General features: G+C 71.8%; 4 protein-coding genes. All 4 read left to right on the top strand.

All coding sequences use genetic code 11. The annotated features are described in order from the left end of the window. Positions 1 to 505 (top strand): biotin/lipoyl-containing protein (locus K6I34_RS34190; protein WP_308294097.1); only part of this gene is annotated, 505 nt, incomplete at its 5' end. Continuing rightward, positions 502 to 1,713: an acyl-CoA dehydrogenase family protein gene (locus tag K6I34_RS34185; RefSeq protein WP_229331929.1), complete on the top strand. Its 1,212-nt coding sequence runs from the start codon at positions 502 to 504 to the stop codon at positions 1,711 to 1,713. The genes K6I34_RS34190 and K6I34_RS34185, both read left to right, overlap by 4 nt. 18 nt (positions 1,714 to 1,731) lie before the next feature. Then, the gene (locus tag K6I34_RS34180) at positions 1,732 to 2,475 is read left to right on the top strand and encodes an enoyl-CoA hydratase family protein (RefSeq protein ID WP_229331928.1); all 744 of its coding nucleotides are present in this window, start codon (positions 1,732 to 1,734) and stop codon (positions 2,473 to 2,475) included. Then, a complete protein-coding gene (locus K6I34_RS34175; RefSeq protein WP_229331927.1) occupies positions 2,463 to 3,104 on the top strand; it encodes a TetR/AcrR family transcriptional regulator in 642 nt (213 codons plus the stop codon). The genes K6I34_RS34180 and K6I34_RS34175 overlap by 13 nt, the downstream gene beginning before the upstream one ends. Positions 3,105 to 3,233: the final 129 nt, after the last annotated feature.

Here is a 3,233-nt window from a genome sequence, read left to right as displayed (position 1 = left end):
GACCAAGCGCTACCGCCCCCTCCCCGCAGGCACCGGCGAAGAGATCGAGATCCGCTACCGCCTCACCCGCGCCGGCCTCGTCGCCGAGGGCTTCCCGGGCGTGCGCCTGCTGAGCACCACCCCCACCCACGTCACGCTCGAAATCGACCGCGTCCGCCGCACTTACGACGTCGCCGCCTACGGTGACGGCACCGTCCACGTGGGCCCGTACGCGCTGCTCGCCCTGCCCCGGTTCCCGGCGCCCGAGAGCCGGGCGCTGCCCGGTTCGCTGCTGGCGCCCATGCCGGGGGTCGTGGCGCGCGTCGCGGAGGACGCCGAGGTCGGCGCGGTCGTACGGCAGGGACAGCCCCTGCTCTGGCTGGAGGCCATGAAGATGGAACACCGCATCGTCTCGCCCGCCGACGGCACGCTCACCGCCCTCCACGCCGAGCCCGGCCGCCAGGTCGAGGTCGGCGCCCTGCTCGCCGTCGTCACCGCCGTCGTCACCGAGGAGCCGACGCCATGAAGAGCACGACGAAAAGCACGTTGAAAAGCACGGCGAAGAGCACGACGAAAAGCACCGTCGAAGAAGCGCAGCATCTGCAGGACCTCCGCGCCGCCGTCGCCGCGCTGGGCCGCCGTTACGGGCGGGAGTACGTCACCCGGGTCGTCGCCGAGGGACGGCACCCCGACGAGCTGTGGGCGGAGGCCGGAAAGCTCGGCTATCTCGGGGTGAACCTTCCGGCCGAGTACGGCGGCGGGGGTGGCGGCATCGCGGAACTCTCCATCGTTCTCGAAGAATTGGGCGCCGCGGGCTGCCCGCTTCTCCTTCTCGTCGTCTCGCCCGCGATCTGCGGCACGGTGATTTCCCGTTTCGGCACCGAAGCGCAGAAGAGCCGCTGGCTGCCCGGTCTCGCCGCCGGTTCGCTGCGGATGGCATTCGGGATCACCGAGCCGGACGCGGGCTCGAATTCCCACCGCATCACCACCACGGCCCGCCGTGACGGCGACACCTGGGTGCTGAGCGGCCGCAAGGTCTTCATCTCGGGCGTCGACATCGCCGACGCCACGCTGATCGTCGGCCGTACGGAGGACGCCCGCACCGGGAAACTCAAACCCTGCCTCTTCGTCGTCGACCGCGAGGCGCCCGGATTCTCCTACCGCCGGATTCCGATGGAACTCGCCTCGGCGGAAAAGCAGTTCGAGCTGGTGCTGGATGAGGTACGGCTGCCCGCCGACGCCCTGGTCGGCGACGAGGACGCCGGGCTGCTCCAGCTCTTCGCGGGCCTGAATCCCGAGCGGGTGATGACGGCCGCGTTCGCGATCGGGATGGCCCGGTACGCCCTGGGCCGCGCCGTCGACTACGCCCGTACGCGCGAAGTGTGGAAACAGCCCATCGGAGCCCATCAGGCGATAGCGCACCCGCTCGCCCAGGCGCACATCGAGATCGAACTCGCCCGGCTGATGATGCAGAAGGCCGCGCGGCTCTACGACGCGGGCCAGGATGAGGCGGCCGGTGAGGCCGCGAACATGGCGAAATACGCGGCCGCCGAGGCCGCCGTCCGTACCGTCGACCAAGCCGTGCACACTCTCGGCGGCAACGGCCTTTCCACCGAGTACGGGCTCGCCCAGCTCATCACGGCCTCCCGGGTGGCGCGTATCGCGCCGGTGAGCCGCGAGATGATTCTCAATTACGTCTCGCATCAGACACTGGGACTCCCCAAGTCCTACTGACACGAAGTGGGTTGCCGGATGACGCTTGTCCATCGCTCTCACGAGCGGGGGATCACCACCCTGACGCTCGATTCCCCGCACAACCGCAACGCGCTCTCCGCGCGGCTCGTGTCCGAACTGCACGACGGCCTCGCCGAGGCGGCGGGTGACAAGGACGTACGGGCGGTCGTGCTCACGCACACCGGCACCACCTTCTGCGCGGGAGCCGACCTGACCGAGGCCGGTACGGACGCGTCGGCTCCGCTCGGACTCGTACGGCTGATGCGGGCGGTCGTGGACCTGCCGAAGCCGGTCGTGGCGGTGGCCGACGGGCACGTACGGGCCGGAGGACTGGGGCTGCTGGGAGCGTGCGACATCAGTGTGGCGGGGGAGGGGGCGACGTTCGCGTTCACCGAGGCCCGGCTGGGCCTGGCGCCCGCGGTGATCTCCATGCCGCTGCTGCCCCGCCTGGACGCGCGGGCCGCCGCCCGCTACTACCTGACCGGCGAGCGCTTCGACGCGGCGGAGGCCGCGCGTATCGGCCTCGTCACGCTCACCGGGAAGCCCGCGGACGTCCTGCCCCCGCTGCTGGACGGCCTGCGGCGCGGCTCCCCGCAGGGCCTGGCCGAGTCGAAGCGGCTGGTGACGGCGGAGGTGCGGCGCGCGTTCGACCGCGACACGGACGAACTGGCGGCGCTGTCGGCGCGGCTCTTCGCCTCGGAGGAGGCGCGCGAGGGCATGACGGCTTTCCTGGAGCGACGGGATCCGGCATGGCTACGGTGAGCGCCTCCGACACGGCTCAGGGCCGGGCTCCCAAACAGGACCGCAGCCGCGCCACCCGGCAGCGCCTGCTGGAGGCCGCCATCGCGTGCCTGGCCGAACGCGGCTGGGCGGGCTCGACGGTCGCCGTCGTGGCGGAACGGGCCGGCGTCTCGCGCGGCGCCGCGCAGCACCACTTCCGCACGCGGGAGGACCTCTTCACGGCGGCGGTCGAGTACGTGGCGGAACAGCGCACGGCGGCCCTGCGGGCGGCCCTGCGGGACGTCCGCACCCCGATCCACCTGATCTCGGGCCCGGCGCGCACATACGGCGCCGTCCGCGAACTCGTCGACCTCTTCACCGGCCCCCTCTTCCGCGCGGCCCTCCAACTGTGGGTCGCGGCGGCGAACGAGGAGCAGCTCCGCGAGCGGGTCGTCGAACTGGAGGCCCGCGTCGGCCGCGAACTGCACCGCATGGCGGTGGAACTGCTGGGCGCGGACGAGAGGATCCCGGGCGTACGCGAAACGGTCCAGGGCTTCCTGGACATGGCGCGGGGGCTGGGCCTGGCGAACCTCCTGACGGACGACAGCGCGCGGAGGGAGCGGGTGGTGAACCACTGGACGGACGTGCTGGGGGAGCTCTTGCGGAGGTGAGGCGCGCCGGGGCCGTCGTCGCGGTCCGTTGTGGGCCGGGGCGTGGCCTCCGGGCCGGGAACCTGAAACGCGGTGCGTTCACCGTGATCCGTGTTGGTTGCCCTGATGCGTGCACCGTCGTTCCAGAAC

This window comes from Streptomyces sp. UNOC14_S4, assembly GCF_020740835.1.
Lineage (GTDB): Bacteria > Actinomycetota > Actinomycetes > Streptomycetales > Streptomycetaceae > Streptomyces.
The sequence above is the reverse complement of the archived record's forward strand: the minus strand, read 5'-3'. Positions and strand labels throughout refer to the sequence as shown.